This is a genomic window from Actinocatenispora comari, assembly GCF_017312725.1.
In the GTDB taxonomy this organism is placed as follows: Bacteria; Actinomycetota; Actinomycetes; order Mycobacteriales; family Micromonosporaceae; genus Actinocatenispora; species Actinocatenispora comari.
Map to the genome: position 1 here is coordinate 81,768 of NZ_BOPO01000053.1, position 25,644 is coordinate 107,411.

Here is a 25,644-nt window from a genome sequence, read left to right on the forward strand (position 1 = left end):
GGGGCCGGTGGGTCAGCGGTTGCGTTTGAGCAGGGCGTCGGCGAAGGCGGCGGCGGCCTCGCCCAGCCGCAGCCCGATGACGTCGAGCCGGCGCAGCAACTCCCGTCGTTTCAGCGACTCCCGGTCGACCGGGCGGCGGAACAGCTCGGCCAACCCCTCCTGGTACTGCCGGCGCAGGGTGTTCGCCGCGTGCCGGGCCGGCAGGGTCGCCTCGGCGCTGCCGCGCCGCGCCCCGTCCAGGCTGTCCAGGCCGGCCGAGAAGCCGGTCAGCCCCTCGCGCAGGGTACGGATCGGTTCCACCGCGAACGACAGCTCGTCCGGCCGGTACAGGTCGGCCTCGCGGACGAAGTCGCGCAGGTTGTCCAGCACGTCGTCGATGCAGCGGGAGACGCGGAACAGGTCCTCGGGATCCACCGGCGTCGCGAGCACCTGACCGAGTTCCTCGATCAGCGTCGCGCGGGCGTCGTCGCCGCGGTGCTCGATGTCCCGGATCTCCTCGTACGCGGCGGCGGGCGTGACCCGGCCCAGCGCGAGCCTTTCGACCAGCTCGGCGCCGTCCGCGGTGTGGGTGAGCTGGCCGTCGAGCAGCCGCAGCAGCCGGCGTCCGGACCGCCCGGTCAGGTCCTCGATCAGCCGGTGCGCCCGCCGGGCCACCCGACCACGCCGGGCGCTCATCCCGCCCACCGCACCAGTACGCCGCCCAGCGCGGCCGCCGCGATGCTCGCCGGCAACGTGACCAGCCAGGCGCCGGCGAGCCGGAGTGCCGTCGCCCAGCGGACCCGGGCCGGCGATTCGCTGGCGCCGGCGCCGATCAGACCGCCGCTGACCGCCTGGCTCATGGTCAGCGGGATCCCGGCCAGGCCGCCGCCCGCGACCACCACCGACGAGCAGACCTCGGCCACCAACGCGTGCCGCAGGTGCACCGCCAGGACACCCCGGCTCAGGTTGGCCGCGGCGCGCCGCACGCCCCCGACCAGCCCCAGCCCGAACAGGCCGGTCGCGGCCAGGGCGAACGCCCAGTCGGCCGAGCCGACCGTACCGGCCGTCGCGATCGCGAAGACCGCCAGCATCTTCTGCCCGCCGTTGGCGGAGTAGGCCAGGCACTGCAGGCAGTACGCGCCGAGGTGCAGCCGCCGCGCGCGCCGGGTCGCCCGCCAGCCGCCCACCACCCGCAGGCCGCCACGGGTCAGCGCGAAGCCGAGGGCGCCGGCGAGCACCGGCGCCAGGATGCCCGCGAGCGCGACCTCGCCCAGTACCGGAAGCTGCACCGGGAGCCCGGCGCCCAGGCCGGCTCCGGTGATCGCGCCCATCAGCGCCAGCGTCAGGCTGGTCGGCAGGCCGGCCCGCGCCAGCGTGAAGACGACCCCGACCGACACCACGATGGCGACCAGGACCACGCCCTGCTGCTGGCCGCCGAACGGCACCAGCCGCTCGGCGAGCGTGCTGGCCACCCTGGTACCGAACAGGACGGTGGGGCCGAGCACCAGCGCCGCGAGCAGCAGTCCGATCTGGGTGATCGGCCGCAGTCCCGGTACCCGCAGCCCGGCCGCGACGATGGCACTGCCGTCGTTCGCCCCGGCCACGACGGCGAACAGGGCGGCCAGCGCCAGCAGTACGACCGGCACGACACCCCTTTCCGGATCGGACGGGACGTACCCGCTGGGCGACTACCCCGCGGGCGGGCCGGTATTCGGCCCGGCCGGGTCTGGCATCAGACCGGTCTGGCCGGGTAGACGCCCTGCGTGTCAGCAGGGATCGGGTTCGCCGCGGCCCCGGCACCACGTCGGTCGTCGGCCTCGCGGTCGGTGGGCCGATGACGGCCGGTACGGCACGCATCGCCGTGCTGTTCGGCGCGACGCTGGGGCTCAGCGGTGCCGCCACCGCGACGATCTCGGCGACCACCGACGACATCGAACACGCGTTCGGTGTCGGCAACGCCGAGGTCGGCCTGCTGGTGTCGGTCGTGACCCTGCTGGGTGCGCTGTTCGCCATCCCGGTCGGGGTGGTCGCCGACCGGTTCCGCCGTACCCGGCTGCTCGCGGCCAGCGTCGCCTGCTGGGCGGTGGCCCTGGTGCTGTCCGGCACCGCCCAGTCGTACTGGTGGATGCTGGCCGCCCGGTCGCTGCTGGGCGTGGTGACCGCCGCGGCCGGCCCGTTGATCGCCTCGCTGGTCGGTGACTACGTCCCCGGGTACCGCCGGGGCCGGGTCTACGGGGTGATCCTCGGCGGCGAGCTGATCGGCACCGGCTGCGGGTTCGTGGTGTCCGGCGAGATCGCCGGGCTGGTCTCCTGGCGCCTCGCGATGCTCTGGCTGGTACCGGTGGGGGCGCTGCTCGCGTGGCTGATCCACCGGCTGCCGGAACCGGCCCGCGGCGGCCCCACCCGTACCGCCGACCGCGCCGATCGTGACCCGATGCCGGGGATGCTGGCCGAGCGCGGCATCCGGCCGGTCGAGCGGATGGTGCTGCACGACGATCCCGCCAAACGCTCGCTGTGGTGGGCGATCGGTTACGTGCTCCGGGTGCGGACCAACGTGGTGATCATCGTCGCGTCCGCGCTGGGGTACTTCTTCTTCGCCGCGATCCGGTCCTTCGCGATCGTCTACGCGATGCGCCAGTACTCGCTCCCCAAGTCGGTGGCGAGCCTGCTGGTCGTGGTGATCGGCGCCGGTGCGGTGGTCGGGGTGCTCGCCGGCGGCCGGCTGACCGACCGGCTGCTGCGGCGTGGCCACCCGCGGGTCCGGGTCGCCGTGCCGGCCGTGTGCCTGCTGATCCTCGCCCCGGTGCTGGCCGCGGCCGTCGCGTCGACCGACGCGCTGCTTGCGGTGCCGCTGCTCGCGATCGGTACCGCCGTCCTCGCCGCCGCGAACCCGCCGTTCGACGCGGCCCGGCTGGACATCATGCATCCGCGGCTGTGGGGGAGGGCGGAGGCGGTGCGGACCGCGCTGCGCTCGATCGCCGAGACCAGCGGGCCGGTCGGGCTGGGGCTGGTCGCCGACGCGCTGCACACCGTGCCGCAGGGCTGGACGTACGCGGTGCTGCTGTTCATGGCGCCGCTGCCGGTCGCCGGGCTCATCGCCCTGCTCGGCCTGCGCACCTACCTGCGCGACGTGGCCACCGCCCTCGCCTCGGTCCGGGCGACCTCACCCGGAACCGCGGCCCGGTGATCCGCGCCGCGATCACCGGCCGGGGCCCTCGTCCCGGACCGCGTCGGACTCCGGTGCCGGGTCGGTTCGGTCGCTCTGCCGGGCGATCTCGTCGCGTTCCCGGTCCGGATGGGCGCCCTCGTCCGGAGCCACCAGCTCGCCGACCGGCTCGCCGGTGGCGGCGGCGCGGTCCATCCGGTCGTAGACCGACACCGGCGACTCGGTCCGCGGGTCGTCGCCCTCCATGGTCGCGTCCAGGGCGGGGTCCTCCGCCGTGCCGCCGCCGAGTACGTCGGCGTCCACCGACGCCTCCGCGACCTCGTCGGTACCGGTCGGCTCGGCGCGCATCGTCCGGTCGTACGCCCGTTCGTCCGGCACCGTGTCCTCGCCCACGTCCGGGCGTTCCCGGGCGAGCCGGCCGGACAGCGGCTCACCGCGCCTGGTCTCGGTGGCGGTGGTGCCGTAGTCGTCGGACGCGATCGGCCCGTCTCCGGGCACCGGCAGCCGCCGCGGCTCCGGCACCTGCCGGTTCGCCGGCGTGTCGTCGTCGGCGTGTTCCGGGATGCCCTCGCGTTCCGGATCCGCGCCCGGGTCGTCGCGCTCGATGTCGTTGCCGGCGGCCTGCTGCTGGGTCGCCGGATTCCGCTCCTGGCCGGTCATGGGCCCTCCACCTCGCCTCGGCTCGCGGTGCCGGGCCCGCGCCCGGCCTCCTCGACCGCACTACCCCGGCGTCGGCCGAGCATGTCCCGTGCCGGTCACCGAGATGCCTCCTGCTCGGCGTCGGCGGGCGCGCCCTGCGCGTCACGTTCGAGCTGCTTCGTGCGTGGCGCCGGCTCGACGCTGACGAAGAACCCCTTCGGCGCGGCTTCGACGATGCCCAGATCGCCCGGGGTGACCGGCACCCGGCCGCCCCGGTAGGTGTCCTCGTCGGCCTCGCCGGCCACGACCGGCTGGTGCACCTCGCTCATCTCACCGGACGGCGACTGCACGACCAGGCCGGTCTCGACCCCCTCGAACAGGGTCTGCCGGTCGTGCTGCTGGGCCGACAGGCACAGCCGGTACGCGAGGAACCAGGCCGCCGGCGGGATCACCAGCAGGCCGATCCGGCCGGCCCACACCATGGCGTTGAGGCTGATGTCGAACTTGTCGGCGATCACGTCGTTCACGCCGTTGAGGGTCAGGACGACGAAGAACGCCACCGCCATCACGCCCAGCGCGGTGCGCTGCGGGTTGTCCCGCGGCCGCTGCAACAGGTTGTGCAGCTGCTGATCGCGGTGCATCCGGTTCTCCACCAGCGGCCAGGCCATGGCGAGCACCGTGAGCACTCCCGGCAGTACCACCGCGGCCCAGAACACCGGCGGGACCGTGTAACCGTGCCCGGCGACGTGCACCCGGATCTCCCACGCCGGCATCGCCCGCATCGAGCCTTCCAGGAACATCACGTACCAGTCGGGCTGGCTCGCCGAGGAGACCGCGGACGCCTGGTACGGCCCCCACAACCAGACCGGGTTGATCTGGACCAGCCCCGCCATCAACGACAGCACCGCGAACACGCACAGGAACAGCCCGGTGGAGCGCCCGGCGAAGCCGGGGATCATGCGGTGGCCGACCACGTTGTGCTCGGTGCGCCCGGGTCCCGGCCACTGGGTGTGTTTCAGCACCACGACGAGCACCAGGTGCAGCGCGATCAGCGCCGCGATGATCCCCGGTATCAGGAACACGTGCGCGATGTAGAGGCGCTCGATGATCAGGGTGCCCGGGAACTCCCCGCCGAACAGGGCGAACGACGCCCAGGTGCCGATCAGCGGGATGGACAGGACGATCGAGTCCGCGATGCGCAGGCCGGTACCGGACAGCCCGTCGTCGGGCAGCGAGTAGCCGGCGAAGCCCTCGACGAAGGCCAGCCAGAACAGCAGCAGGCCGATGAACCAGTTCATCTCCCGGGGCCGACGGTAGGCGCCGGTGAAGAAGATCCGCAGCATGTGCACGACGATCGCGGCGACGAACAGGTTGGCCGCCCAGTGGTGCAGCTGGCGCACCAGCAGCCCACCGCGTACGTCGAAGGACAGGTCCAGGGTCGACCGGTACGCCTCGGACACGGTGATGCCGCGCAGCGGCACGTAGCTGCCGTGGTAGACGATCTCGTGCGACGACGGCGTGAAGAACATCGCCAGGAACGTGCCGGTCAGGATCAGCACCACGAACGAGTAGAGCGCGATCTCGCCCAGCAGGAACGACCAGTGGTCCGGGAAGACCTTGTTGAACACGCTGCGCGCCAGCCCGGCAGCACCCAGCCGGTCGTCGCCCCACCGGCTGAGCCGGCGCGCCACCGCCGAGGGACGCGGATCGGGTACTCGCATGCTCGCCTCCTGTCGCGAATCCGGTTAACCAGACCGGCGGCCTCGAAACCTCCGAAGCGTCGCGCATGACGCCGCGGAAGGTGGGTAGCCGGCGGCGGAGCCGTGCTGGGTGCGGGTGGCGTCGGACAGCGGGAGGCGGGGCCCAGGCATGCGGGTGGAGAAGTGGCTGTTCATGCTGATCGCCGTGTTCATGTACCTGGTGGCGGCGATCTACGCCTACAGCACCTGGGCGTCCACGCACGTGGAGTGGTCCGGGACGGTCACGCTGGCGCTGGCCGGGACGCTGAGCCTGATCTGCGGCACCTACTTCGGCATGGTGTCGCGGCGGATCCGGCCGCGGCCGGAGGACCGGGACGGCGACGTCGCCGAGCGTGCCGGTCGGCTCGGGTTCTTCGCCCCGCGCAGCTACTGGCCGTTCGCCATCGGCCTGGGTACAGCGATCGCGGCCACCGGCATCGCGCTACGCCAGGCCTGGCTGCTGGCCGTGGGCCTGCTGCTCGCGATCGCCACCGCCGGCGGGCTGGCGTTCGAGTTCTACCACCGCACCGATCCGCCGTCGGAGGACGGGAGACAGCAGTGACCAGGTCGTCGGAGCATCCCGCCACCGCGGCACCGTCGGGCGCCCGCACCCCTCGTCTGGTGGTGTCCGGCGACGAACGGCTGATCGTGGTACCGCGGGGAATCAACGGCCGCCGCGGCCCCACCCGGGCCGAACCGCCGGGTTCCGCGCTGGGGCGGATCCTGTCCACGACCGACGCCAAGCAGGTCGGCCTGCTCTACCTCATCACGTCGTTCTCGTTCTTCTCGGTGGGCGGGATCCTCGCGCTGCTGATGCGCGCCGAACTCGCCCGGCCGGGACTGCAGTTCCTGTCGCCCGAGCAGTACAACCAGCTGTTCACCATGCACGGCACGATCATGCTGCTGCTGTTCGCCACGCCGCTGGTGTTCGGGTTCGCCAACTACGTGGTGCCGCTGCAGATCGGGGCGCCCGACGTGAGCTTCCCGCGGCTCAACGCGCTGTCCTACTGGCTGTACCTGTTCGGCGGGCTGCTGGTGCTCAGCGGCTTCCTGATGCCGGGCGGGGCGGCGGACTTCGGCTGGTTCGCGTACGCGCCGCTGACCGAGATCGCCAACTCGCCGGGCGCCGGCGGCGACGTGTGGACGATGGGCCTGATCGTGGCCGGCTTCAGCACGGTGCTCGGCTCGGTCAACATCATCACCACGATCCTCACGCTGCGCGCGCCGGGCATGACGATGTTCCGGATGCCGATCTTCACCTGGAACATCCTGATCACCGCGCTGATGGCGATCATGGCGTTCCCGGTGCTGACCGCGGCGCTGTTCGCGCTGGAGGCCGACCGGCAGCTCGGCGCGCACGTGTACAGCGGGGCGGGCGGCGCGATCCTGTGGCAGCACCTGTTCTGGTTCTTCGGCCACCCCGAGGTCTACATCGTGGCGTTGCCGTTCTTCGGCATCGTCACCGAGACCATCCCGGTGTTCAGCCGGAAACCGCTGTTCGGCTACAAGGAGATGATCTTCGCGACGTGCCTGATCGCGGTGCTGTCGATGACCGTCTGGGCGCACCACATGTTCGCCACCGGACAGGTGTTGCTGCCGTTCTTCTCGCTGCTGAGCTTCCTGATCGCGGTGCCCACCGGGGTGAAGTTCTTCAACTGGATCGGCACCATGTGGCGCGGCCAGCTCGTGTTCACCAGCTCGATGCTGTTCGCGATCGGCTTCCTGGTCACCTTCCTGCTCGGTGGGCTGTCCGGGGTGCTGCTCGCCTCACCGCCGATCGACTTCCACGTCACCGACACGTACTTCGTCGTCGCGCACCTGCACTACGTGCTGTTCGGCACGATCGTGTTCGCCGCCTTCTCCGGCATCTACTTCTGGTTCCCGAAGATGACCGGCCGGATGATGAACGAGAAGCTCGGCAAGCTGCACTTCTGGTTGACCCTCGTCGGCTTCAACACCACCTTCCTGGTACAGCACTGGCTCGGCAACGAGGGCATGCCCCGGCGCTACGCCGACTACCTGTCGACCGACGGCTTCACGCTGCTCAACACCATCTCCACCATCGGCGCGTTCATCCTCGGCCTGTCCATGTTGCCGTTCGTCTGGAACGTCTACTCGTCCTACAAGGCCGGCACGCTGGTCGAGATCGACGACCCGTGGGGCTACGGCAACGGCCTGGAGTGGGCCACGAGCTGCCCGCCGCCCCGGCACAACTTCGCCCGGCTGCCGCGGATCCGCAGCGAACGTCCCGCCTTCGATCTGCGCTACGCCGAGCTGGTCGACCGAACCGCGGGCCGGGCCGACGAGCAGCTGAACGATCGCATCCGGGCCGGTGTCGAACCGGGCCGGGGCAGCGGGCCCCGCTCGGCGTCCGCGGCCCGGGACCGGCAGTCGCCGGCCCGCACCCGGAAGGGAGAACGACGGTGACCGAGCAGCAACCGCGCGGACCCGAACAGGCCGCGCAGCGCCTCGCGGCGGACAGCGCCGAGCTGGTGCACGCCGAACTGCAACACATCCGTACCGACGCGCTCGAACTGGCCCGCCGATCGGCCGGCGGCCTGGCCCTCGCCGCGATCGCCGGCGCGGGCGCGGCGCTCGCCCTGCACGCCTTCGCCTCGGCGGTACTGCGGGGTGCCGACCGGCTCCTGCCCCCACGCGCCGCGGCGCTGACGCTCACCGGTGTCTACCTGGCCGGCAGCGCCGGGGCCGCGGTGCTCGCCACGCAGCGGCTGCGGGCGGCCGCGGCCGTCGCCGGCCGAGCGGCGAGCGACCTGCGTACCGATGCGGAGGCGGCCGTGGGCACCGACGAGCGGGACGGCTGAACCGCCGGCCTGGTGCCGGCAGCGACGCTCGCCCCGCGGAACGAGGCGGCGGTGGGTACCGACGAGCGGGACGGCTGAACCGCAGACCGGGTACCGGCAGCGACCGCTCGACCCGCGGGACGAGCGGTCGCTGCTGGGTAGCGGCGGTGCCAGCGGCCCCGTTGCCGCGGCCAACGGTGGGCTAGCGGCCCCGTTGCCGGCGGCCGACGTCGTCGGCGCGGCGCGCCCCGGGCTGCCGGCGGACTTCGTCGTTGGTGGCGTCGCCGCCGGCCACGTCGTTGCGGTCCCGGGTGCCGCTGCGGCTCCGGTCGGCCCGCTGCGCCTCGACGTCGGCCGGATCGAGGCGGCGGGGCGTGTTGTCGTGCGGCGGGTAGGGCCCGCGGCGCAGGACGAAAAAGGCCACCGCGGCGGCGACGAACACCGCCGCCAGGACGATGCCGACGATCCACTGGAACTCGCCGCGCGAGCTGCGGGAGCCCAGCAGCACGCCGAGCTCGCCCCCGACCACGCCGGCGACCGCGCAGCCGAACACCTCCGGTGCGGTCGCTCGTGGCCCGAGCATGCGGCCCGCCACCCCGAGCACGATGCCGATCAGCCCGATTCCGATGCTGCTCGCCAGATCCATGATCACCATCCGTCGTGGCCGGTGGAACGGCCGCCGGAGCGGGCCCGGCGGCCGAGAGCGGGTCAGAAGCGCTCGTCGTCGGCTTCGATGCCGTGGCCGAGCGCCTCCCACACCGCGCTGACGTTGACGTACCGGCGCCCGTCGGGCAGCTCGTCGAGCTGGCCGACGACGTGGTCCGGCGCGTTGTTGTCGCGTGCCGACGCCACCAGCGCCGCCCGGTCACCCGGGAACGCCGACGGCGACACGTACCGGGCGAGTTCGCTCCGGCCGGCCACGTCCTCGGCGTCCATGCCGGGTGGGCTGCCGCCGACCCCGGCCGACTCGTCGAGTTCGCTCGCCGCGGGCTGGTCCTCGCCGACCCGGGGCGCGCTGCCGCCACCCTGGGTGTACCCGGAGGTCTCCGCCGCGAGTTCGTCGTCCCGGCGCGGGCTGTTGGTGCTGCTCCCCGGCTGCGGTTCGGTGGGCATGGCGCCTCCTTCGCGGGCCGATCACGATCGGCCGACCGGCTACCCGGCAGCCTGCCGGCCAAACACCACCGGGGCACGTTTACCCGGCCCGGCCCGGGGAAACGGGGCAGGAAGAAGACGTGGGAGGCGGATCGGATGTCTGAGGGGAAGGGTGAACAGCCGAGCAAGGATGCCCGGCTTCGTCAGGAGGCAGCCGATCTCGGCATCCGGGCCGCCGCCGCGATGTCGGTGGAGGAGCTGGAGAAGGCGATCGCCGAGCGGCGCCGCGGAGCCGATCCGCAGCAGTCCGAGGCGGTGGCGCGGGGCCGCAGCCACACCTGAACCCGGCCGGAGGGTTTGCCGGTGGACGGGCCGGGTAGCGGGGCTGCGGCAGCAACGCGTCATCGTGGTGGGTCCGGACGGTCGGGGGCGGCCGCCGGCTGGTGGCGTACACCTGGCTGACGGTGAGGAGACGGTGATGGCCGACCAGCAGCAGTCCCCGGACGAGCGTCCCGCGGGCACCGGACCGCAGTCGACCGAGCGCGGGCTCGACAAGCAACAGAACCTGGACGCCGCCCGCAACGACCCGGCCGGCCACCACCTCACCACCGACCAGGGCGTACGGGTCGCGCAGACGGACGACTCGCTGCGCGCCGGGGACCGCGGTCCCACGCTGCTGGAGGACTTCCACGCGCGGGAGAAGATCACCCGCTTCGACCACGAGCGGATCCCGGAACGGGTCGTGCACGCCCGCGGCGCCGGCGCGTACGGCCGCTTCCGGGTCTACGAGTCGATGGCGGACGTGACCCGCGCCGACTTCCTGCAGGACCCGGAGCTCGAGACGCCGGTGTTCGTCCGGTTCTCTACGGTGGCCGGCTCGCGCGGCTCGGCCGACACCGTACGCGACGTGCGTGGCTTCGCGACCAAGTTCTATACCCGACAAGGAAACTACGACCTCGTCGGCAACAACTTTCCGGTCTTCTTCATCCAGGACGGCATCAAGTTCCCGGACTTCGTGCACTCGGTCAAGCCGGAGCCGAACAACGAGATGCCGCAGGCGGCGTCGGCGCACGACACGTTCTGGGACTTCGTGTCGCTGCAGCCGGAGGCGATGCACACGGTGATGTGGCTGATGTCGGACCGGGCGATCCCGCGCAGCTACCGGATGATGCAGGGCTTCGGCGTGCACACCTTCCGGTTCGTCAACGCCGCCGGGCAGGGCACGTTCGTCAAGTTCCACTGGCGGCCGCTGCTCGGCGTGCACTCGCTGGTCTGGGACGAGGCGCAGAAGTGCGCCGGCAAGGACCCGGACTTCAACCGCCGCGACCTGTGGACGGCGATCGAGAACGGCCAGTACCCGGAGTGGGAGCTGGGCGTGCAGCTGGTCAGCGAGGACGACGAGCACGCGTTCGACTTCGACCTGCTCGACGCGACGAAGATCATCCCGGAAGAGCAGGTGCCGGTCCGGCCGATCGGTCGGATGGTGCTGGACCGCAACCCGGACAACTTCTTCGCCGAGACCGAGCAGATCGCCTTCCACACCGCCAACGTGGTGCCGGGCATCGACTTCACCAACGACCCGCTGCTGCAGGCGCGCAACTTCTCCTACCTGGACACCCAGCTGATCCGGCTCGGCGGGCCCAATTTCGCCCAGCTGCCGGTGAACCGGCCGGTCGCCCGGGTCACCAACAACCAGCGCGACGGGTACGGCCAGCAGGACATCCACGTCGGGCAGGCGAACTACACGCCGAACTCGCTGAACCCGGGCGGCTGCCCGGTGACCGCCTCGCCCGACGCCGGCGCGTTCGTGCACTACACCGAGACGGTCAGCGGCCGGACCATCCGCGAGCGCAGCCCCAGCTTCCAGGACTTCTACAGCCAGGCGACGCTGTTCTGGAACTCGATGGCCGACTGGGAACGCGAACACATCGTCGCCGCGTTCCGGTTCGAGCTCGGCAAGTGCGAACACCGGCACGTGCGGGAACGGGCCGTCGACCGGATCAACGAGATCGACCACGACCTCGCGGTGGCGGTGGCGCGGGGGATCGGCGTCGACGAACCGACCGCGGCGACCACCAACCACGGCCGCAGCTCGCCCGCGTTGAGCATGGCGAACCTGGCCGGCGACAGCGTGCGTACCCGCACGGTCGCGGTGCTGGCCGCCGACGGCCTGGCCGACGGCACGCTGCGCCCGCTGCTCGACACGCTCACCGACCGCGGCGCCCAGCCGGAACTGCTCGGCCTGCACGACGGTCAGCTGTCCACCGCCGAGGGTGGCACGGTGTCGGCGGATCGCGCGCACACCACCGTGTCCTCGGTGCTGTACGACGCGGTGCTGGTACCGGACGGTACCGACGCCGTGGCCGCGATCGAGGCCGACGGCGAGGCGAGGCACTACGTGCTGGAGGCGTACAAGCACGGCAAGCCGGTCGCCGGCATCGGCGCCGGCGCCGACCTGGTGGCCAGGCTGCTGGATGCCGCGCTGCCGGACGATGCCGGGGCCGACGGTGCCGAACAGGGTGTCGTGCTGATCGCCGATTCGGCCGACTCCGACGCCCGGAGCCGCTTCGTCGACGACTTCGTGGCGGCGCTGGCCAAGCACCGGATCTTCACCCGCGACGTCGACGCCGTCTCCGCCTGAGCGAGGCGGCGTCTCGATCCGAGCGGGCGCGTCGCGACGGTACCCCGCGACGCGCCTTCGCCTGGCAGGAATCGATGCCCTGCGCGTCGGGTCGGACAGGGCATCGATCCGCCGGCGTCATCCGGCGATCGGTGGCACCCCCCAACACCACCTGACGGATGCGCCAACCCGGCCGTCCTGCCCGGAATCGCCGCCGTCAAACCTCTCCCGTGCCGCGGATCCGTACCCGTCGCCCCGCGGCCCGACCGGCGAGCGGGGCTCAGCAGCGGTACCAGCCGCGGACCACCCAGCCGAGGGCGATGCCGACCGCCGGCAGCGAGCACATCCCGAGGATCGTCACGCCGGTCGCGGCCAGCACGATGCTGACGGTCAGTACCGCGATCGTGAGCAGGAAGACGGTGATCCGGCCGGCACCCCAGCGAAGCTCCCGGGGCGCGCACGGCCTGCCGTCCCGGAGGCCGTCGGCGAACCGTCGGTCGGCGCGCGCGATCTCGGCTGCCATGTCCGCCAGGCGCCGGCGTTCCTCGGAACTGAGCATCGTTCGTGCCCCTCGCCTCCGTGCGCTGCGCAGTCGAGCTACCCAGCGGCCACCCGGCCAAACGACCCGATCGCCCGGATCGGCCCGGCGCCGAGGGTTACCGGCGCCGCCGGTGGGTACCCGCCGGGCATGCCGGGGAAGCGGGAAGTCTCGGAGGTGGCACCGCACGTCCTGCGGGAGTACGCGGTACTCGCCGACGGCGAGCGGGCGGCGGTCGTGGGGCCGCGGGGCGACATCAGCTGGCTGTGCGTGCCGCGCTGGCACGGCGAGGCCGTGTTCAGCACCCTGCTGGGCGGGGAGGGCTGCTACCTGGTCACCCCGGCCGACCGGTACGTGTGGGGCGGGTACTACGAGGACGGCACGCTGATCTGGCGCAGCCGCTGGATCACCGGTACCGGGATCGTGGAGTGCCGGGAGGTGCTGGCGTTCCCGGGCGACCGGAACGAGGTCGTCCTGCTGCGCCAGCTGATCGCCGTCGACGGCCCCGCCCGGGTGCGGGTGATGCTGGATCTGCGTGCCGGCTTCGGCCGGCACCCGTCCACCGACCTGCACCGTGCCGCGGACGGCTGGCGCGGCACTTCCGGCCCGCTGCGCTGGCACTGGACCGGTGCGCCGGACGCCCGGCCGGACAGCGACGGTCGGCTCGTCACCGACCTGACGGTACCCGCCGGCGGGCGGCACGACCTGGTGCTGGCGGTCGGCGCGGACGTGACCGCCGCACCGCGGGCGGCGGACTGCTGGCGCCGGACCGAGGAGGCGTGGCGGTCCGACCGGCTGACCCCGAACACGATCGCCGAGCGCGACGTCCGGCACGCCCACGCCGTCCTGCGGGGGATGAGCACGGCCGACGGCGGGATGGTCGCGGCCGCGACCGCGAGCCTGCCGGAACGCGCCGAGGCCGGCCGCAACTACGACTACCGGTACGTGTGGATCAGGGACCAGTCGATGGCGGCGCAGGCCGCCGCGGCAACCGGGGCGCACTCGGTGCTGGACGGTTCCGTTCGGTTCCTGACCGCGCGGCTGCTGGAGCACGGTGACCGGCTCAGCCCCGCGTACACGGTGGACGGTGGGCCGGTGCCGAAGGAACGGCACCTCGGCCTGCCCGGCTACCCGGGCGGCTCGGACGTGGTCGGCAACCAGGTACGGGACCAGTTCCAGCTGGACGTCTTCGGCGAGGCGCTGCTCGCCCTGGGCGCCGCCGAGCGGGCCGGGCGGCTGGACGCGGCCGGGCGGCAGGCGATCGACGTCGCCGCCGCCGCGATCGAGAAGCGCTGGCAGCAACCGGATGCGGGCATCTGGGAGCTGGATCCGCGCCGGTGGACGCACAGCCGGCTGATCTGCGCCGCCGGACTGCGCGCGGTACGCGGACTGGGCGATCGGTGGGAGGGACTCGCCGGTGCCCTGGTCGCCGACGCCGGGCGGTGGGGCACCCACCCCTCCGGCCGGTGGCAGCGGGCGGCGGACGATCCGACCCTGGATGCGGCGTTGGTGATCGCCGGCATCCGGGATGCCACGCCGGTCAGCGACCCGCGCAACCTGGCCACGCTGCGGGAGTACGTGCACCGGCTCACCTCCGACGGTTTCGCCTTCCGGTTCGAACACGAGGGCCGCGCGCTGGGTGAGGCGGAGGGCGCGTTCCTGTTGTGCGGCTTCATGGTGGCCATCGCGGTGCACCGGCACGGCGACGCGCAGGCGGCGGTGCGCTGGTTCGAGCGCAACCGTACGGCGTGCGGGCCGGCCGGCCTGTTCAGCGAGGAGTACGACGTGACGCAGCGGCAGCTGCGCGGCAACCTGCCGCAGGCGTTCGTGCACGGTGCCCTGATGGAGGCGGCCGCGGTACTGAGCCGACCCGTCGCCGCGGACCCGCTGCGGCCGGACCCGGTGGGCATCGCTACCGCCAGCTGACCGGTCAACCGGCGTCGGCGGGCGGCGACTCCGGCTGCGACGGCCTGACCCGCTCGGCCGGGATCGGGAACGGCAGATCACCGTACGGCGTGTCGGCGCCGGCACCGGTGGCCAGCAGCTCGCTGACCGAGATCGGCCCCGGGCGGCCGATCCGGGCCGGGACGTCCGGTTGGGCCGCGGTGCTCGTGTCCAGCAGCGTGCGCCGGGACTGCCGCTCGAGGTACACGGTGTGCGGGCGGCGGGGCAGCGCGCCGTGCCGCCAGGCGGCCAGGAAGCAGGCACCGGCGATGAACGCACCGGCGAACATCAGGCCGAACAGCCAGTTCGTGTACTCGTCGGTGGGCCCCAGCCAGGCTCCGAGCTCGCCGCCGACCAGGCCGCAGACGGCGGTGATCGCGCACGCCATCGGGGTCGCCCGGGGCAGCCGCGACCGGAGAAGCACACCGCCCAGGACGGCGAGGATCCCGACACCGATGTAGCCACCGATCATGGCAGGCCCCCTGACTCGCACCGACCCCTGGCTCGCACCGACCCTGACCGCCTACCCAGGCGGGACCGCACCATGCCTGCCGCCGCGTGCATGAAACGGCCGAACGTGGGTAGCGCCGGTGCGTCCGGCCGCTGTTCCGCCCGGCCCACCCGTCGGCCGGGGTCGCGGCGGCCGGGCCCGAGCCGGGCCGTCGTGCCCAGGAAGGGGTCCGGATGCTGCGACGGTTGCTGCTGTCGAGCGGGCTGGTCGTCGTGCTCGCGACCGCGGTCGCCTGTGGCCGGCACGGGGTCACCGCACCGGCCACCACCAGCCCGACGCCCGGTTTCACCGGCGCGACCCCCGCCGCGACGCCCACCGCGGCCGAGCCGCGGGCGACTAGCCCGACCGGACTGGGGCTGCACACCGGTTCTGGCACCGGGGACCCGCACGTGGACGTGCTCGTCCGGGTCGCCTACCGGCGGGAGCGGGTGGTTCCGCCCGCGGGGCTGGTCGACGTCGCGCTCGGCACCCGGATCAGGGTCGTCGTGGCCTCGGACAAGCAGCAGAAGCTCACCGTCACGTACTACCCGAGCGAGGTGCGGACGGTGCAGCCGGGCAAGCCTGCCTCGATCACCTTTCGTGCCAACGCGAAGGGCATCATGAAGGTGATCCTCAGCGACGACGAGGCCGTGCTCGTCGCGTTCCGCTCCGGCTGAACCGGGAACCCGGGCTCAGCCGGGAACTCGGCCGGCAACTCGGGTTCGGCCGGGAACCCGGGCTCGGCCAGGAACTCGGGCTCGACCAGGAACTCGGGCTCGGCTAGGAACCGGGTTCGGCTAGGAACCGGGTTCGGCCCGGGTTCGGCCGGGAACCCGGGCCGAACCGAACTCGGACCGGACCGGGACTCAGGTCGACGGACCGTCGCCGGGTACCGCCGCCCGCAGCGCCGGCAGCAGGGTGGCGCCGGCCATGGACAGGAACCGTTCCTGGTTCTCGTCACCGACCTGGCACAGCGCCACGTCGGTGAAGCCGGCGTCGACATAGCCGGTGACCGCGTCGACGATGCGTTGTTCGTCCGGGCCGCACGGGATGTTGCCGGCCACGTCGTCGGGCGTCACGAACTGCGTGGCCGCCGCGAACGCCGCCGTTCCCGGCAGTTCCGCGTTGACCTTCCAGCCGCCGGCGAACCAGCGGAACTGGTCGTGCGCCCGCTTCTTGGCCGCAGCCTCGTCGGTGTCCCAGGACACCGGCTGCTGGCCGATCTTCCGGTCGCCCGCGCCGCCGTTCGCCTCCCAGCCCCGGCACAGCTCGCCGACGGGTTCGACGGCGATCATCGCGTCGGACACCGGCGCGAACCGCGACACCGAGCGAGCGCCCGACACCGCCGTCGCGATCGGTACCCGGGTCTCCGGCAGGTCCCACAGCCGGGCCGAGTCGATCTGGTAGTGCCGCCCCACGTGGTTCACGTAGCCGCCGTCGAACAGCGCGCCGATGATGTCGATGGCCTCCGCCAGCATGTCGTGCCGGACGTTGACCGGCGGCCAGGCACGGCCGACCACGTGCTCGTTGAGGTTCTCCCCGGCGCCGAGACCCAGGGTGAACCGGCCCTCGGACAGCAGCTGCACGGTCGCCGCCTTCTGCGCCACGATGGCGGGGTGGTAGCGCATCGTCGGGCAGGTCACGTAGGTCATCAGCCCGATGCGCTCGGTGGCCTGCGCGACCGCGCCGAGCACCGACCAGGCGTACGACGCGTGGCCCTGCGAGTCGAGCCACGGGAAGCTGTGGTCGCTGATGACGGCGAAGTCGAAACCGGCCTGCTCGGCGAGCTGGGCGTAGCGCACCAGCTCGCGCGGACCGGACTGCTCGCACAGCAGTGTGTAGCCGATGCCGACCATGGTCTCCTCCGCTGCTCTCGGTGGGCCGCCGGTCAGGTGAACCGGCTACCCGCCTCGGCGGCCGGAAAACGTGCCCGGGGAACGAAGCGGGAGCGCTGTGACGTTGCGGGTGAGCCGCTGTTCGTTCGGTTTGGGGGGCCGTGCCCGGGGTAGTGCGACGAGATGATGCGGACCCGCGAGGGCAGCGGTGCCTGGGCGACACGCGGGGCGAGGCTCCCCGCGCCGCGCGGCCCGCTGTCCGACTGGCTGGTGGACGTGCTCGCCGAGCGGACCACCGCCGGGCCGCCGGACGCGGCGCTGCGCGCCCCGGAACCGTTCGGCGCCGATCTCCAGCTCGCCCTGTACACCTGCTACGAGCTGCACTACCGGTCGTTCGCCGGGGTGCCGGCCGAGCGGGAGTGGGATCTGGGGGTGCTGGCCTTCCGGGCGGCGCTGGAGCGCACCTTCCTGGCCGCGCTGCGTGACGCGGTGCCGGGTGTCGCCGACCCGCAGGAGGCGCTGGCGCAGCTGCTGGTCGACCCGGTCGACGGCGGCGGCGTGGCGGGCCGGTTGCAGGAGACCGGGCTGCGCTGGCAGATGCGCGAGTACCTGGTGCACCGCTCGCTCTACCACCTCAAGGAGGCCGACCCGCACGCCTGGGTCATTCCGCGGCTGACGGGTTCGATCAAGGCGGCGCTGGTGGCCGTCGAGTACGACGAGTTCGGCGGCGGCCGTGGCGAGCGGGTGCACCAGCAGCTGTTCGCCGACCTGATGGCCGGCCTCGACCTCGACCCCCGCTACCTGCACTACCTGGACGCGGTACCCGCCCCGATGCTGGCCGTGGTCAACCTGATGTCGCTGCTGGGCCTGCACCGGGCCCTGCGCGGCGGGCTGGTCGGCCACTTCGCCGCCGCGGAGATCAGTACTCCGCCGAGCGCGAAACGGATGGTCGAGGCGCTGCGCCGGATGGACGCGCCGGCGCAGTGCATCGAGTACTACACCGAGCACATCGAGGCGGACGCGGTGCACGAGCAGGTGATGCGGCACGACGTGCTCGCGGCTCTGTGCCGGGCGGAACCCGAGCTGGTACCCGACGTGGTACTCGGCATCGAGGCCACCGTGCTGGTCGAGGACCGGCTCGCCGCGCACCTGCTGCACGCCTGGGATCACGACTCGTCGTCGCTGCTGCTGCCGCTGCCGGACGCGCCCAACGGCCCGCGCGAGTGACGCCGGTGGCTGGTGTCGCACCACGGGTAGCGGCGGCTGCGCCGGCACAGGCACACCGCCACCACGAACCGGTCGCTGCGGTGCCGGCTGCCGTCGGGCAGGGTCACCTCGACCGGCCCGTCGACGAGCACCGGACCGTCCGGCGTCACCCGGACCCGTACCGCCGGCCCGGCGCCGTGCTGCGGCTCAACGGCGGGCACGGATCACCACCAGCTCCTCCTCGTACTGGTCCGCCGCGATCCGGTGCCCGGCCAGCAGCCAGTCGCGCTGCTGCTGCAGGACCGGACCGAACGGCAGCCAACGCCGGTCGACCACCTCGGCGGTGAGACCGGTGGCGCGCAACCGATCGAGCGTGCGCACCTCGTCCGACAGGCTCGACTGGACGAGCAGCAGCACGCCGCCCGGGGCGAGCATTCTCCCGGTCCTCGCGCACAGCCGGTCCAGCACCGAGCGACCGTCCGGACCGCCGGCCCAGTGTCGCTGCGCGCCGCGCGGGATCAGCTCGGCCGGCACGTACGGCGGGTTGGCCACGATCACGTCGAACCGGCTGCCGTCGGTGCTGTCCACGTCCCCGCGCCGGGCCTGCACCGAGACCCGGCGCAGCAGCGCGTTCAACCGCACGTTCCAGACCGCGTTGGGTCGGATGTCCACCGCGGTCACATCCGCGGCACCGTGCCGGGCCGCCACCACGGCGAGCGCTCCGGTACCGGTGCACAGATCCAACACCCGCGCGCCCGGCAGGCTCCGCTCGGCGGCCAGCGCCCGCGCGAGCAGCCAGGTGTCGTGCCACGGTCGGTACACGCCGGGCAGGGTCAGCAGCCACATCGCCTGGTGCTACCGCGATTGCCGGCGGCTAAACCGCCCGATCAGGTGTCGCGGGTTCGCGCCGCGAGCCAGTCCACCAGCGCGGCCGGATCCGCCAGCCCGAACCGCCGCTGCCGCGCCGCACCGGTGCCGCCGGTCAGCAGCGCCTCGACACCGGCGCAGATCCGCCGCTCGTCGCCCAGCTCGGCCAGCGCCGGCCGGACCCGGTGAAGCAGCTCCCGCAGTTGCCGCGCCGCCGGGATCTGGCGACCGCTGGCCGGGTCGACACCGGGGCCGTCCAGGCCGTACCGGGCGGCCGACCACACCGCCGCCGCCGCGACCTCGGGCGCGACCACCGGCACCGGGCGGCCGGCCCGCGCCTCCTGCCGGGCGGTACGCACCAGGGCCCGGACCAGGCCGGCCAGCAGCACCGCCTCGTCGACCGAGCCGGCCGCGTCCGCGACCCGGAACTCCACCGTCGGCAGGTGCTCCGACCGTCGGGCCAGCCAGAACGACATGTGCCGGTCCACCACCGCGCCGGTGTCGACCAACCGCTGCAGCGCCCGGTCGTACTCGGCCCGGGTGGCACAGTCCGGTGGCAGGCCGAAGCCGGGGAAGCGGGACTGCAACACCACCCGCCAGCTCGCGTACCCGGAATCGGCCCCGTCCCGGCAGGGCGAGTTGACCAGCGCCGCGACCAGCGTCGGCAACGCCGCGCGTACCCGGCCGAGTACCGGCACGGCCTCGTCGTCGCCGACCCCGACATGCACGTGGCAACCGCAGGCCTGGTAGTCGGTGACCACGGCGGCGTAGCGTCGCCGGATCCGGGCGTACCGGTCGCCGCCCGTCACCGCGGCCGTCCCGCCGCCGAGCGGCGGCACCCCCACCGAGACGAGCCGGTCGCCGTGCCGTTCCGCCGCCTCCGCCAGCGCCCGCCGCCCCTCGACCAGCTGGTCGCGCAGCTCGTCGAGGTCGGTGCACACGCCGCTGGCGAGCTCCACCTGGCTGGTCAGCAGCTCGGGTTTGAGCTCGGCCCGTACCGGTGGGCAGTCGGCCAGGACGGCCGCGGCGTCCGGGACCGTCCGCCGGGTCCGCGCGTCGACCAGCAGGAACTCCTCCTCGACCCCCACCGATTCGACCCCGCCCGGCCCGGCCCGGCCTGATTGCCCCCATCCCGGTTCGGCGCGGCCTGGTTCGGCGCGGCCTGGTTCGGCGCGGCCTGGTTCGGCGCGGCCTGGTTCGGCGCGGCCTGGTTCGGCGCGGCCTGGTTCGGCGCGGCCCGGTTCGGCGCGGCCCGGTTCGGCGCGGCCCGGTTCGGCGCGGCCCGGTTCGGCGCGGCCCGGTTCGGACCGGCTCGGCTCGGTTCCGCGCGTCTCGGCTCTGCCCGCCTCGGCCCTGCCCGACTTCGGCTCGTCCATACCCGCACGATGCCCTCCCGCCGGAAGATACGCAGTTCGTTCACCCGGTCAGCGGGAACTTCGCCGCGGCCGTTTGGGGCGCCGCGACGGGGAAACGCGGGCGGGATGAACCTGTCGACACCACTCGACCGGATCGCCGGTTGGTCGGCGCTGGACGCGGTCGCCCGGCCGATGCGGAAGGCCATCCAGTCCGTACTCCCGTCCGGGCTCGCCGACGTGCTGCACGGGCGCCCGCTGGGCCATGCGCTGCACCCCGCCCTGATCGAGCTGCCGGTGGGTGCGTGGACCAGCGCCGCGGTGCTCGACTTCGTCCCCGGGCAACGCCGCGCCGCCGACCTGTTGATCGCGGTCGGGTGCGCCGGCGCGCTGCCGGCGGCGGTGACCGGCTGGGCCGACTGGGCCGCCCAGCGCCCCGAACAGCAGCGCGTCGGCCTGATCCACGCGACGGGCAACGTCACCGCCGTCGCCCTGTACGTCGCCTCGCTGGTCGCGCGGCTGCGTGGGGACCGGCGGCGAGGCCGGCTGCTCGGCGTCGTGGCGTACGGCGTGGCCGGTACCGCGGCGTTCATCGGCGGCCACCTGGCGTACCGGCAGGCGGCGGGGGTCAACCATGCCGCCGCGGTGCCGTACCTGGCGCCGTCCGACTGGACCCCGGTTGCGCTGCTGGCCGACCTGCCCGAGGCAACGCCCGTCGCCGCGCAGGCCGGGCAACTCGCCGTCGTGCTCTACCGCGACGGTGCGCAGGTGCACGCGCTCGCCGACCGGTGCGCGCATCTCGCCGGTCCGCTGCACGAGGGCACGGTGTCCGACGGCGCGGTCACCTGCCCCTGGCACGGCAGCCGGTTCGACCTCGCCACCGGGGCACTGGAGAGCGGCCCGGCGACCACGGCGCAGCCGGCACTGGACACCCGGGTACGCGACGGCCGGGTCGAGGTCCGGCTGGGCTGAGCGGGTCCGCGGCGCCGATCTGCACCGGGATTCGCCTGCTACGGATCCGGTCCGATGGTCTCGCAACGTGGCTCCAACGATGCGCGGCTCCAACGGTGCGCGACTCGAACGACGCGCGGCTCGAACGACGCGCGGCTCCAAAGCGCGCGGCTCCAACGACGCGCGGCTCCAACGATGCGCGGTCCCGACGCGCGCGGCCCGCGGCGATGCGTGGTCCGTCGAGGCGGACGCCGCGCGGCGTGGGGGGACGCGTACGCGACGCCCGCACAGGCCCATGGTGCACCGTTCGGGGGCCGTTCGCAGGCCGAGGGCGTAATGTCCCGGCGTCCGTGACGGTGCGCTGCCGCCCACGGGGTTGCCGGCGGCCGGCCGCCGGCAACCCCGTGGCGTACGACCGGCCAGGTTTCGGTCGTACGTGCCCCGTGGACCGTTCCGGGCGACGCCGTCTGGCCCGGTCACGGCCGCCGGGGTCGTGCACACCCACCCTCGACTGCTGGCGGGATCGACCGCTCGATCGGTCGGGATCCGTTAGTCGGTGCGGGATGTACCGGCAGTGGACCCGCCGGGCGGCCGGGCCGCGGCGGGACCGATGACCGCCTGCACCGGCGGACGTCCGGTCGTGGCCGATGCCGTACCGGCGCGGGGGCAGGTGCACAGCCCGCGTTCGCCGACCAGTACGGCGCGTCGATCGGTGTACTCGCTCCGGTCCCTGGCCACCAGCGGCCGGTTGCAGCGCCCGCACACCCGGGTGGCTTCCTCGCTCATCCGCGTCCCTCCTCGTCGGGACGCTCGTGCGGCACGAAGCCGGGGAGGACCCATGACTCGCTCCTGCACGGGGTTCTCGTCGCCGTCCGCGGGCACCGCAGCGCCAGCCGGTCGTCGAAACCGGCTGCGGGAACCGCCAGCGCCCCGCGACGCGTCGGGACGAGCAGAACGCTCGACACCGTGCGTGCCGCTGCCTGGGCGCGGGGGCTGTGGTGGTCAGGTGTCCGCGATGAGCGGCCGCGACTGGTTGCACGGGTAGTGCGTTGATAGCCGATCGTTCGAGCGTGCGCAACCCGACACGCCGGGACGACCGGTTGCCGCGGGTCGGGTGTGGGCCGGCAGCCGGCGGGTAGCCGACCGTGGTCGCGGCCGATGACACCGGGCGCGTACCGACACCGAGCATCGATCGGGGTGATCGCCGATGAACGCCGTGACCTCGCAACGCCGTGGTGCCGCTGGCCACCGCGACGCCTCGGGCCCGAACGGGCAGCTGGACCGGGTCCGCATCGTGTTGCGCCCAATGGCGAGTTCGGCGCCGCTGGGCTTCGTGGCGTTCGGTGTCGGCACCGTTCTGTTGACAGCACTGCAACTGCAGTGGGTGCCGTCGGATCAGACCACCGTGCTGTCGGTGCTGCTGCTCGCGTTCGTCGGGCCGTTGCAGGCGGTCGCCGGCCTGTTCGCCTACGCCGCCAGGGACGGCGGCCTGGCCACGATGATGCTCACCCTCGGCGCGGTGTGGATCTCCATGGCGCTCGCGATGCGCTCCGCGCCACCGGGCAGCCGGTCCCCGTTGCTCGGCGTCTTCCTGCTGACCGCGGCGACGATGCTGCTGGGGATGGGTCTCGTGTCGGTGCCGGTCAGGCCGCTGCTGAGCGGACTCGCCCTGTTGGCGTCGACCCGGTACGCACTGACGGGCTGCTACGAGCTCACCGGGGCCACCGCCGTGCAGTACGCCTCCGGCTGGATCGGCGTCCCGCTGGTGCTGGTCGCGCTCTACGGCGCGATCGCCTTCCTGCTCGAGGACACCCGGCGGCGCAGCGTGCTGCCGTTGGCCCGGCGCCGGGACGCCCGTACCGCCCTGGAGGGCGATCTGTCCGAGCAGGTCGACCAGATCACCCAGGAGGCAGGCGTGCGCCGCCAGCTCTGAGCGATGCCGACGGACGGCACTCGACGCCCGGTCTGGCCGTGGAAACCGCCCGGAACGCTGCCCGCGGCGACCCTAGCCCAGCGGAGCCCGATGGATGGCTCTTTCGCCGGACTGGTTTCAGCGGCGGTCGCTCGGGGGTACAGCTGAGATTGTCCAACCACGGGCATGGAACCAGGACGACACCGAGTTTCGACCGGTGTCACAGCGCCGGGGGGTGCCAAGCATCGTGGGACGTGTCAGCGACGAACAACTGGACCACTGCGAGGAACTGCTGCTGCGGGTGGGAAACCTGCCGGACGGCGATCCGGACCGGAACCAGCTGCGTGACGCGGTGGTCGAGACCCTCCTTCCGATGGCGGACGCCATCGCGCGCGCCTTCCCGCACGGCCGGCAGAGCGTGGACGATCTCGTCCAGGTGGCCAGGCTCGGCTTGGTCAAGGCGGTGGCCGGTTTCGACCCGAAGCTCGGCGGCCTGGCCGGCTACGCGGTACCGACGATCCGGGGCGAGCTGAAGCGCTACTTCCGCGATCAGTGCTGGGAGGTACGGGTGCCGCGCCGGCTGCAGGAACTGCGCAGCGAGGTACGCGCCGGTACCGAGCGGGCCGAGCAGCGGCTGGGACACACCCCGCAGGTGGCCGAGATCGCCGACGAGCTCCAGATCGGCGCCGACGAGGTCAACGACGGGTTGAAGGCGGACGTGGCGTACAGCGTCGCGTCGCTGAACGCACCGGCCGGCTGGGATCACGACGGTTGCGAGGTCGGCGACCTGGTGGGCGCTCCGGACGGGAAGGTCGAGCAGGTACCGGAACGGGTCTCCTTGCGCCCGGCGCTGGAGCGCCTGCCGGTGCGGGAACGGCAGCTGATCCGCTGGCGGTTCTTCGACGAACTGACCCAGCAGCAGATCGCCGACCGGCTCGGCGTCTCGCAGATGCACGTCTCCCGGCTCCTGTCGTCCACGCTCGCCGCGATCCGCGCCTGGTTGGAGGGCGACACCGACCAGATCGTGGTCAGCCACCCGCGTCGGCGCACCGGCGCCGTGGCGCTGCGATCTGCCGCCTGACCGGGCCACGCGACCTCGCGGGAAAATATCTCGGGCCGCGATGTTTGCGGTGCCTGTGCCGGGGAAAGCGGTTCACTGTCGGCCGGGGGGTTGCGGCGGGAACGGCACCGTTGCGATGGCCGGCACGGCGCGCCGCTGGCCGGCCGGCGGGCGCGCACGAACGGAGGCTGCCGGCGGTGCATGCTCACCGCCGGCAGCCTCCGTTCGAGGTCCGCCCGACTGCTCGAGGCCTCGTGCGTGAACCGCCGCCGAGGCGGACGTGGCGGTGCCCGCGCCGGCGCGGGTCGGCTGAGCGTTTGCGGCCCCTCGGGCAGGGAACCGATCGCTCATGGTGCCGACTCTCACCAGCCTGGACGACGTCGTCGGGGTACTGCGTGGCCGCCGCGACGTGTACGTGCGTTGGTCCGGTGGGCCCGACCGGGACCGGTTCGACGGCCGCAGTACCGACGACCTGACCGGCGCCGATCTGCCTGGCCTGTCGGCGAACTCGCTCGATGTCCCCTCGTGGTGGGACGGCACGGTCCGGCTGTGGGCGGCCCGCCGGCTGCACGACTACAGCCACCTGGCGCACGAGAAGGGCAGCCGGCCTTGGCTGCTGGTGGGCGAGCTGCTCGGCCGCGGCCCGGACAACGAGCCGCTGGTGCGCTGCCGCGAAGCCCTTGCCTGGGTGGATCGTGCCGTGGTCCGGCAGGCCGGCGCCGAGATCGACCGGCAACAGGGTCGCTGGGGCCCGCTGCGACGACGGTGAGCTCGGCCGGGTCAGGACCGCGCATCGAAGTGCACGGACGCGGCCTGATCGGCGTCGGGAGACGCGGGGCCGGCACAGCGGGAGCCGGATGCGGGGCCGGCGTCGGCGGCCACGGATCCCCTGGCGTGCACCAGGATCCGGTCGACGCAGCCGGCCCGAGAGAACGACCGGGCCCGGTCGGTCTGGCGCCGTGAGGCGACCATCGCGTCCAGCGCCGCCGGGCGGCCGGCGGCACGCCTGGCTGGTCCTGGCACTGGGGGGCGCCCGGTTCATCGTGCTCGCGGGGGTGGCGCTGTCTCGGCCCCCGACGATCCGGACCGGGCCAACCAGCAGGTGTAGCCCGATCGAAGCGAATCCGCGCCGGCCGTGGTTGCCCGGCCGCGGGCTGGGTAGCGCCCGGGAACACGCTCGTACACCGAGCCCTCGGACGAGATCGGAAGTGATCATCGTGTCCCGCCACAAGTCCAGGTACCAGAAGGGCACCGACACCCTGCTGGACCGCTCCGACGAGGAGGTCGAGCGGCTGTCCCGGGAGGTGCTGTCCAACCGCGCGGGACCGTCGTCACCGTTCGGCGACCAGCCGCTCCCGATGCCGGTCGAGGACGTGGAGTACCAGCTGCCCGGTGCCGAGGAGCATGCCGAGACGACCGAGCAGTACTGACCGGCGAAGGTTTGGGTGGCGGG

The 25,644-nt window shown here is 73.2% G+C and carries 27 protein-coding genes; 14 read left to right on the forward strand and 13 right to left on the reverse strand.

Going from position 1 to position 25,644, the window contains the following annotated elements; all coding sequences use genetic code 11:
• Positions 1–12: 12 nt before the first annotated feature.
• Entirely contained in the window at positions 13–675 is a 663-nt protein-coding gene (locus tag NUM_RS15410) for a DUF47 domain-containing protein (RefSeq protein WP_207125531.1), read from the reverse strand.
• Positions 672–1,625 (reverse strand): inorganic phosphate transporter, encoded by a 954-nt coding sequence (locus NUM_RS15415; protein ID WP_207125532.1) that lies wholly within the window; start codon positions 1,623–1,625, stop codon positions 672–674. The genes NUM_RS15410 and NUM_RS15415 overlap by 4 nt, the downstream gene beginning before the upstream one ends.
• A 188-nt stretch (positions 1,626–1,813) precedes the next feature.
• Here NUM_RS15415 and NUM_RS15420 point away from each other — a divergent pair, with 188 nt between their 5' ends.
• Positions 1,814–3,166 carry an MFS transporter gene (locus tag NUM_RS15420; protein ID WP_207125533.1) on the forward strand — a complete coding sequence of 451 codons (1,353 nt, stop codon included), beginning with the start codon at positions 1,814–1,816 and terminating at the stop codon, positions 3,164–3,166.
• Between the two features lie 12 nt (positions 3,167–3,178).
• Here NUM_RS15420 and NUM_RS15425 read toward each other — a convergent pair whose 3' ends face one another.
• Positions 3,179–3,805, reverse strand: a complete 627-nt coding sequence (locus NUM_RS15425) for a hypothetical protein (protein ID WP_207125534.1) — start codon at positions 3,803–3,805, stop codon at positions 3,179–3,181.
• Positions 3,806–3,900: 95 nt separating this feature from the next.
• Positions 3,901–5,505, reverse strand: a complete 1,605-nt coding sequence (qcrB, locus tag NUM_RS15430) for a cytochrome bc1 complex cytochrome b subunit (RefSeq protein ID WP_207125535.1) — start codon at positions 5,503–5,505, stop codon at positions 3,901–3,903.
• Between the two features lie 148 nt (positions 5,506–5,653).
• Between qcrB and NUM_RS15435 the strand changes: the two genes are divergently transcribed.
• From NUM_RS15435 to NUM_RS15445, 3 genes are all read left to right on the forward strand, one after another.
• Positions 5,654–6,085 (forward strand): cytochrome c oxidase subunit 4, encoded by a 432-nt coding sequence (locus NUM_RS15435; RefSeq protein WP_207125536.1) that lies wholly within the window; start codon positions 5,654–5,656, stop codon positions 6,083–6,085.
• Between the two features lie 80 nt (positions 6,086–6,165).
• Positions 6,166–7,950, forward strand: a complete 1,785-nt coding sequence (gene ctaD / locus NUM_RS15440) for an aa3-type cytochrome oxidase subunit I (protein ID WP_207125664.1) — start codon at positions 6,166–6,168, stop codon at positions 7,948–7,950.
• A complete protein-coding gene (locus NUM_RS15445; RefSeq protein ID WP_207125537.1) occupies positions 7,947–8,345 on the forward strand; it encodes a phage holin family protein in 399 nt (132 codons plus the stop codon). The genes ctaD and NUM_RS15445 overlap by 4 nt, the downstream gene beginning before the upstream one ends.
• Positions 8,346–8,526: 181 nt before the next feature.
• On the opposite strand, the gene NUM_RS15450 is transcribed toward NUM_RS15445, so the two are convergent.
• The gene (locus NUM_RS15450; RefSeq protein WP_207125538.1) at positions 8,527–8,970 is read right to left on the reverse strand and encodes a hypothetical protein; all 444 of its coding nucleotides are present in this window, start codon (positions 8,968–8,970) and stop codon (positions 8,527–8,529) included.
• Positions 8,971–9,032: 62 nt separating this feature from the next.
• A complete protein-coding gene (locus tag NUM_RS15455; protein WP_207125539.1) occupies positions 9,033–9,437 on the reverse strand; it encodes a DUF2795 domain-containing protein in 405 nt (134 codons plus the stop codon).
• A 135-nt stretch (positions 9,438–9,572) separates the two neighbouring features.
• Between NUM_RS15455 and NUM_RS15460 the strand changes: the two genes are divergently transcribed.
• Both NUM_RS15460 and NUM_RS15465 read left to right on the forward strand, forming a co-directional pair.
• Positions 9,573–9,758, forward strand: coding sequence for a hypothetical protein (locus NUM_RS15460; RefSeq protein ID WP_207125540.1), 186 nt, complete (start codon positions 9,573–9,575; stop codon positions 9,756–9,758).
• Positions 9,759–9,894: 136 nt separating this feature from the next.
• Entirely contained in the window at positions 9,895–12,057 is a 2,163-nt protein-coding gene (locus NUM_RS15465) for a catalase (protein WP_207125541.1), read from the forward strand.
• A 259-nt stretch (positions 12,058–12,316) separates the two neighbouring features.
• Here the strand turns inward: NUM_RS15465 and NUM_RS15470 are convergent, their stop codons facing one another.
• Positions 12,317–12,595, reverse strand: coding sequence for a DUF3040 domain-containing protein (locus tag NUM_RS15470; RefSeq protein WP_225918598.1), 279 nt, complete (start codon positions 12,593–12,595; stop codon positions 12,317–12,319).
• Between the two features lie 129 nt (positions 12,596–12,724).
• Here NUM_RS15470 and NUM_RS15475 point away from each other — a divergent pair, with 129 nt between their 5' ends.
• Positions 12,725–14,500 (forward strand): glycoside hydrolase family 15 protein, encoded by a 1,776-nt coding sequence (locus NUM_RS15475; protein ID WP_207125543.1) that lies wholly within the window; start codon positions 12,725–12,727, stop codon positions 14,498–14,500.
• Positions 14,501–14,504: 4 nt separating this feature from the next.
• On the opposite strand, the gene NUM_RS15480 is transcribed toward NUM_RS15475, so the two are convergent.
• The gene (locus tag NUM_RS15480; RefSeq protein WP_207125544.1) at positions 14,505–14,990 is read right to left on the reverse strand and encodes a hypothetical protein; all 486 of its coding nucleotides are present in this window, start codon (positions 14,988–14,990) and stop codon (positions 14,505–14,507) included.
• 212 nt (positions 14,991–15,202) lie between these two features.
• Between NUM_RS15480 and NUM_RS15485 the strand changes: the two genes are divergently transcribed.
• Entirely contained in the window at positions 15,203–15,685 is a 483-nt protein-coding gene (locus NUM_RS15485; RefSeq protein ID WP_207125545.1) for a hypothetical protein, read from the forward strand.
• 189 nt (positions 15,686–15,874) lie between these two features.
• Here NUM_RS15485 and NUM_RS15490 read toward each other — a convergent pair whose 3' ends face one another.
• Positions 15,875–16,864, reverse strand: coding sequence for a TIGR03557 family F420-dependent LLM class oxidoreductase (locus tag NUM_RS15490; protein WP_207125546.1), 990 nt, complete (start codon positions 16,862–16,864; stop codon positions 15,875–15,877).
• 162 nt (positions 16,865–17,026) lie between these two features.
• On the opposite strand from NUM_RS15490, the gene NUM_RS15495 reads away from it, so the two are divergent.
• Positions 17,027–18,070, forward strand: coding sequence for an iron-containing redox enzyme family protein (locus NUM_RS15495; protein ID WP_225918600.1), 1,044 nt, complete (start codon positions 17,027–17,029; stop codon positions 18,068–18,070).
• Here NUM_RS15495 and NUM_RS15500 read toward each other — a convergent pair.
• The 3 genes from NUM_RS15500 to NUM_RS15510 are packed head-to-tail and all read right to left on the reverse strand — an operon-like array spanning position 18,010 to position 20,004.
• Positions 18,010–18,270 carry a CDGSH iron-sulfur domain-containing protein gene (locus NUM_RS15500; protein ID WP_207125547.1) on the reverse strand — a complete coding sequence of 87 codons (261 nt, stop codon included), beginning with the start codon at positions 18,268–18,270 and terminating at the stop codon, positions 18,010–18,012. The two genes, NUM_RS15495 and NUM_RS15500, sit on opposite strands and share 61 nt — an antisense overlap.
• Positions 18,257–18,895: a HemK2/MTQ2 family protein methyltransferase gene (locus tag NUM_RS15505; RefSeq protein WP_207125548.1), complete on the reverse strand. Its 639-nt coding sequence runs from the start codon at positions 18,893–18,895 to the stop codon at positions 18,257–18,259. The genes NUM_RS15500 and NUM_RS15505 overlap by 14 nt, the downstream gene beginning before the upstream one ends.
• Before the next feature lie 41 nt (positions 18,896–18,936).
• Positions 18,937–20,004, reverse strand: coding sequence for a carboxylate-amine ligase (locus tag NUM_RS15510; protein WP_207125549.1), 1,068 nt, complete (start codon positions 20,002–20,004; stop codon positions 18,937–18,939).
• 393 nt (positions 20,005–20,397) lie between these two features.
• Between NUM_RS15510 and NUM_RS15515 the strand changes: the two genes are divergently transcribed.
• Positions 20,398–21,240 carry a Rieske (2Fe-2S) protein gene (locus NUM_RS15515; protein ID WP_207125550.1) on the forward strand — a complete coding sequence of 281 codons (843 nt, stop codon included), beginning with the start codon at positions 20,398–20,400 and terminating at the stop codon, positions 21,238–21,240.
• Between the two features lie 528 nt (positions 21,241–21,768).
• Here the strand turns inward: NUM_RS15515 and NUM_RS15520 are convergent.
• On the reverse strand, positions 21,769–22,005 hold the full coding sequence (locus NUM_RS15520; protein WP_207125551.1) for a hypothetical protein: 237 nt from the start codon (positions 22,003–22,005) through the stop codon (positions 21,769–21,771).
• A 421-nt stretch (positions 22,006–22,426) separates the two neighbouring features.
• Between NUM_RS15520 and NUM_RS15525 the strand changes: the two genes are divergently transcribed.
• The 4 genes from NUM_RS15525 (at position 22,427) to NUM_RS15540 (ending at position 25,621) form a co-directional block, all read left to right on the forward strand.
• On the forward strand, positions 22,427–23,152 hold the full coding sequence (locus NUM_RS15525) for a GPR1/FUN34/YaaH family transporter (protein ID WP_207125552.1): 726 nt from the start codon (positions 22,427–22,429) through the stop codon (positions 23,150–23,152).
• A 226-nt stretch (positions 23,153–23,378) separates the two neighbouring features.
• Positions 23,379–24,212 carry a SigB/SigF/SigG family RNA polymerase sigma factor gene (locus NUM_RS15530; RefSeq protein WP_207125553.1) on the forward strand — a complete coding sequence of 278 codons (834 nt, stop codon included), beginning with the start codon at positions 23,379–23,381 and terminating at the stop codon, positions 24,210–24,212.
• Positions 24,213–24,540: 328 nt separating this feature from the next.
• A complete protein-coding gene (locus NUM_RS15535; RefSeq protein ID WP_207125554.1) occupies positions 24,541–24,960 on the forward strand; it encodes a DUF6098 family protein in 420 nt (139 codons plus the stop codon).
• A 439-nt stretch (positions 24,961–25,399) separates the two neighbouring features.
• A complete protein-coding gene (locus NUM_RS15540; RefSeq protein ID WP_207125555.1) occupies positions 25,400–25,621 on the forward strand; it encodes a hypothetical protein in 222 nt (73 codons plus the stop codon).
• The last annotated feature ends 23 nt before the right edge of the window (positions 25,622–25,644 follow it).